The following is a 5,420-nucleotide window of genomic DNA, read 5'->3' on the forward strand; positions in this document are numbered from 1 at the left end:
TGGCCGGTGCGGGCGCCACCGCCGCGGGCCGGCCGGGGCCGGCGCCGATCTGCCACACGTAGGGCGGCTCGGTGCCGTTGACGTGCCAGTCGCCCACGATGCGCGCCTTGTAGATCACCGGGTTGTGCGATGCCACGGTGCGTGCGTTGCGCCAGTGCCGGTCCAGCGACTGTGCGCTGCTGGCGGCCGATGCGCCCAGCCCGTTGAAGAACTGGCTGGCGGCGCGCAGCACCAGGTCGGTGAGCGCCACCTGGCCCTGCGCGGATTCCAGCTCGGCCTCGATGTTGGCCTGCTTTTCCTGCTCGGGCGTGCCGTGCCAGTGCGCGTCGTAGGCGCGCTGGGCGGCAAACGCGGCGCGCACGGCGGTGGCTTCGGCCGCATAGGCGATGGCCGAGACCTCGCCCACCACCTGCTGCACCTGCACGTCCTGCGCCACGCTGGGTGCGTTGCCGGTGCTGAAGATGCGCTTTCGCCCGCGCACCTGGGCGGCCGCGTCGCGCGTGATGGCGCGGGCGATGCCGGCCAGCGTGGCCAGGTGGAACAGTTGGTAGAAGGCCGTCTGGTACTTGAAGCGGTCGGCAAACAGAAAGATGTTCTCTGGCTCCACCTCGGCGTTCTCGTACACCGAGGTGCCGCTGCCCGTGGTGCGCTGGCCGAAGCCGTCCCAGTCGTCGTGGTGCGTCACGCCGGGCTGGCGCGCACGCACGGCGGCAATCACGTCCAGGCCCTCGCCGTCGCCCGGGCCGTCGCGGCGGGCGTACAGGTCGATCCAGTCCGCGAAGATGCTGCCGGTGCTGTAGAACTTGCGGCCGTTGACCACCCAGCGCCCGTCCGCCTTTGGCGTCACGCGCGTGATGACGTCGCCGATGGCCACGTTGCCCACTTCGGTCCACGCGTTGCCGGCCAGGTCGCCTTCGGCAAAGCGCTGCAGCCACACGATGTTGGCCGCGTCACGCGGCGCGTTCAGGCGGTCTTCGACGAAGGCGAAGTGCCCGCGCAGCGCCTGCACGATGTTGGAGTCGGCCTCGGCCAGCTCCACCAGCAACTGGAAGAGCTGCGGCAGCGTGGCGCCGTCGCCGCCGTGCTCCGCGGGCACGCGCAGGGCGCCGAAGCGTGCTTCCTTGAGCCACTGGATGGCATCGTGGCCCAGCTGGCGCTGCTGCTCGCGCTGCAGGGCCGTGGCCTGGATGCGCGCGAAGATGGGGCGGTACTTTGCGGCAATGGCTTCGTAGTCGGGGCCGAGGATGGAAGGGGTGCGGTAGAGGTCGGTCATGGCGTCGCTCCGGGTGGGGTGAAGAAGGGGGACGGGTCAGTCGTCGATGCTCTGGCGCACCTTCACGTTCTTTTCCTTGGCATAGGCCAGGGACGACTTTTCGATGATCGGGCGCAGCAGCTTCCAGTCCGGCGCGATCCAGTCGGAGACGACCTTCCATTGCGTGCCGTCCCACTGCTGGAAAGCCACGCGGCCGTCGCCTTCGTGGTTGTCCCAGGTCACGTGGATGGAATGGAACAGGCCCTTGGCGCCCAGGGCGGCGGCGCGGGCTTCGTCGATCTTCAGGTTCTCCAGGCCCCAGCGCACTTCGTCGCCGGTGAGGGTGCGCTTGCCGAACTTCGCCTGCGCGATGCGGATGGCCTCGACGTTCAAAATGCCGTTGAGCACCCCCAGGTTGTGGTACACGCTGCCGATGCGCTTCTTGTCCTGCAGGTTGCCCTTGCCGGCGTCGTACACCGTCTTCACGATGTCCTGCAGCACGGGGTATTGCGTGCCGGGCGCCACCGAGGTGATGGCGACATAGCCCTTGGCGGCGTCGCCCGCGGGAATCACATCTTCCTCGGAGTTGGACCAGATGTTGCCCACGATGCGGTCGGCCGGAAAGCCGGTCTTCTGCGCGGTCTTGAGCGCCACCGGGTTCATCACGCCCCAGCCGCGCAGCACCACGAAGTCGGGCTTGGCACGGCGGATGGTCAGCCACTGCGACTGCTGCTCGTTGCCGGGGTGCGGCACCTCGATCTGCTGCACCGTGAAGCCGTACTGCTTGGCCAGCAATTCATAGATTGGAATGGTCTCCTTGCCATAGGGCGAGCCGTGGTACAGCACCACGATCTTCTTGCCTTTGAGCTTCTCCGTGCCGCCCGCCTTCGTGCCCAGGTAGTTCACGATGCCCGAGGTCTCGCTGTACGGGTTGACCAGCAGCGGGAAGATGTACTTGAACACGCGCCCGTCGGTGGTGTCGGTGCGGCCGTGGTTGATGGTGAGCAGCGGCACCTTGTCGGCCGTCACCCGGTCGATCAGCGCATAGGCGATGCCCACCGACAGCGGGTTCCACGCGGCGATGCCGGGGCGGGTCTTGAGGCGCTCGTACACCTCCACGCCGCGCTCCACCTCGTACTGCGTCTCGCCTTCCTCCCACGTCAGCTTGACGCCGCCCACACCGCCGTCGCGTGTGTTGACGAGGTTCAGGTAGTCGATGAAGCCGCCGAAGAAGCCCGTGCCGCCGGCGGCGTAGGGCCCCACGCGGTAGCTCTGCAGCGGAAAGAACTGTTCCTGCGTTTTGGCGGCCTGGGCCTGGGCGGCCTGCAGCCCGGCGAGCGCCAGCGCGGCGGCCAGCAAGGCGGTTTTCAGAGGGCGGACGAGGGACATGCGATGCGCTCCTGTGGAGAGAAAGGAAGAGGGGAATGGCGGGGTGCGGGAGAGGAGCCGGTCAGGCGCCCTGCGGGGGCGGCGGCCGCGTGCGCTGCAGCCGGGCGACCGCCCGTTCCCACAGCGCCGCCAGGCCGCGCGGCTCGGCGATGAGAAAGCCCACGATGAGCGCGCCCAGGGCGATGCGCTGGCACAGCTCCAGCACGCCCGAGTCGAACCACGGGCCCAGCAGCAGGCTGCCCAGGCGCGAGAGCAGCAGCGGGAACACGACGATCAGCGCCGCGCCCAGGAAGGCGCCGCGCAGCGTGGCCAGGCCGCCGATGATGATGATGAAAAGGATCTGGAACGAGCGGTCGAGGTTGAAACCCGCCGGCTCCACCGTGCGCAGATAGACGAAGCCCCACAGCACGCCCGCCACGCCGATCACGAACGACGACAGCGCAAAGGCCAGCAGCTTGGCCCGTAGCACCGGCACGCCGATCACGCGGGCGGCCAGCTCGTTGTCGCGCACGGCGATGAAGTGGTGGCCGGTGGGCGTGCGGGTCACGCGCCAGACCAGCGCCGTCAGCACGGCCACCACGGTCAGCGCGAAGAGGTAGCGGCCCGTGGGCGTGTCGAAGGCCACGCCCGCCACGGCGATGGGCGGTGCGTCGATCACGCCCGAGGGGTTGTGGTTGCTGAACCAGCCGAACTTCGTCAGCGCCCACTGCACGAAGAACTGCGCGGCCAGGGTCGATACGGCCAGGTAGAAGCCGCGCAGCCGCAGGCTGGGCAGGCCGAACGCCACGCCCACCACCGTGGCGGTCACGCCGCCCAGTGCGATGGCCGCCAGCAGCGGCAGGCCCTCGACGCGCAACTGAAAGTTGTAGGCCGCATAGGCGCCCACGGCCATGAAGGCGGCCGATCCCAGCGAGAGCTGGCCCGCGTAGCCCGTCAGCAGGTTCAGCCCCACGGCGGCCAGCGACAGGGCGAGGAAGGGGATCAGCAGCGCGTCGAACACGTAGTCGGTGGCGAGCAGTGGCACCAGGCCGTAGGCCAGCACCAGCGCGATGGCAGGCGTCGCCCAGAGGGGCCAACGTGCGGGTTGAAAGTGGCGTGCCATGGCGTCAGGCCCTTTCCACTGGCCGCTGCCCGAACAGGCCACCGGGCCGCACCAGCAGGAACAGCAGCGCGGCGGCGTAGGCGAACCAGCTTTCGATGCCGCCGCCCACGTAGGCACCCAGGTACACCTCGGCCAGCTTTTCCAGCGCGCCGATGATGAGCCCGCCCACGATGGCGCCCAGGATGGAGTCGAAGCCGCCCAGCACCAGCACCGGCAACGCTTTCAGCACCACCAGCGACAGCGAGAACTGCACGCCCAGCCGCGCCCCCCACAGCAGCCCGGCCACCAGCGCGATCACGCCGGCGGCGGACCACACGGTGGCCCAGATCACCGGCAGGCGCAGGCCCACGGCCAGGGCGGCGAAGGTGTCGTCGGCCACCGCGCGGAACGCCAGGCCCACGCGGGTGTAGCGAAAGAACGCCGACAGCACCGCCACCATCACCGCCGCCACGCCGGCCGCGAACAAATCGAACGTGGAGACCAGCACGCCCGCGATCTCGATGGGCGCATCGGACACGCCCAGCTCCAGCGAATGCACCTGCGTGCCCCACACCAGCTGGGCCACGCCCTCGATCACGTACGACAGCCCCAGCGTGGCCATGAACAGCGTGATGGGCGGCTGGTTGACCAGCGGGCGCAGCACCACGCGTTCGATGGCCAGGCCCAGCGCCACCATCAGCGCGAAGGTGATCGCCAATGCCAGTGCGAACGGCAGGCCGCGCTCCACCAGGCTCACGAAGGTGAGCGCCGCGAACAGCAGCTGCGCGCCCTGCGCGAAGTTGAGCACGCCCGAGGTCTTGTAGATCAGCACGAAGCCGATGGCCACCAGCGAATACATCACGCCGGACAGCAGCCCGCCGATCAGCACCTCGGCGAGGAAGGCGAAGTCGAAGCCTTCCATCATGGCGCCTCTGTTTCGGGTGGGGAGGTTTCCTGGTCGTGCGCCACGCCCAGGTAGGCGTCGATCACGGCCGGGTCCTCGCGCACCTCGGCGGGCGTGCCGTCGGCGATCTTGCGGCCGTAGTCCAGCACCGCCACCCGGTCCGACAGGCCCAGCACGATGCCGATGTCGTGCTCGATGAGCACCACCGCCGCGCCGTGCCGGTCGCGCGCGGCGCGGATCAGCGCGGCCATCTCGCTCTTCTCGCCCGCCGTGGTGCCGGCCAGGGGCTCGTCCAGCAGCAACAGGCGCGGGCGTGCCACCAGCGCGCGCGCCAGCTCGACGCGTTTTTGCAGGCCGTAGGGGAGGCCGCCGGCCAGCCGGTCCTGCACATGCCCTAAGCCCAAAAAAGTCGATGGCCTCGCGCGCCTGCTCGCGCGCATCGCGCCACTCGCGGCGCGCCCGGCCCCAGCCCAGCACCTGCTCGGCAAAGCTGGCGCGCGCCGCATGCACGCGGCCCAGGGCGATGTTGTCGCGCACGGAGAGGCCTTTGAACAGCGCCAGGTTCTGGAAGGTGCGCGCCACGCCCAGGTGCGCCAGCCGGGGCGTGGGCACCTGCGCGAAGGAATCGCCGCCGATGCGCACGCGGCCGGCGTCGGGCCGGTACAGGCCGCTGATGATGTTGACCAGCGAGCTCTTGCCCGCGCCGCTCGCGCCCGATGATGCCGAACCACTTCGCCCGGCGTGATGTGCAGGTCGATGCCGCGCAGCGCCCTCCACCGGCCCCTGCCGAGACC

At 69.7% G+C, this 5,420-nt stretch carries 5 protein-coding genes and 1 pseudogene; all 6 read right to left on the reverse strand.

What is annotated here, in order from left to right; genetic code table 11:
- The coding region (locus AC27IQ_RS18300) for an acyl-CoA dehydrogenase family protein (protein WP_487090312.1) at positions 1-1,273 on the reverse strand (1,273 nt) is incomplete at its 3' end.
- Between the two features lie 36 nt (positions 1,274-1,309).
- Entirely contained in the window at positions 1,310-2,641 is a 1,332-nt protein-coding gene (locus tag AC27IQ_RS18305) for an ABC transporter substrate-binding protein (protein ID WP_487090313.1), read from the reverse strand.
- A gap of 61 nt (positions 2,642-2,702) precedes the next feature.
- Positions 2,703-3,743 (reverse strand): branched-chain amino acid ABC transporter permease, encoded by a 1,041-nt coding sequence (locus tag AC27IQ_RS18310; RefSeq protein ID WP_487090314.1) that lies wholly within the window; start codon positions 3,741-3,743, stop codon positions 2,703-2,705.
- Positions 3,744-3,747: 4 nt separating this feature from the next.
- On the reverse strand, positions 3,748-4,644 hold the full coding sequence (locus AC27IQ_RS18315; RefSeq protein WP_284424463.1) for a branched-chain amino acid ABC transporter permease: 897 nt from the start codon (positions 4,642-4,644) through the stop codon (positions 3,748-3,750).
- Positions 4,644-5,030: an ABC transporter ATP-binding protein C-terminal domain-containing protein gene (locus tag AC27IQ_RS18320; RefSeq protein ID WP_487090315.1), complete on the reverse strand. Its 387-nt coding sequence runs from the start codon at positions 5,028-5,030 to the stop codon at positions 4,644-4,646. The genes AC27IQ_RS18315 and AC27IQ_RS18320 overlap by 1 nt, the downstream gene beginning before the upstream one ends.
- Before the next feature lie 94 nt (positions 5,031-5,124).
- A pseudogene (locus tag AC27IQ_RS18325) lies at positions 5,125-5,403 on the reverse strand (ATP-binding cassette domain-containing protein); the annotation flags it as partial.
- Positions 5,404-5,420 lie beyond the last annotated feature (17 nt).

The organism is Acidovorax sp. KPB24-07, assembly GCF_057543315.1.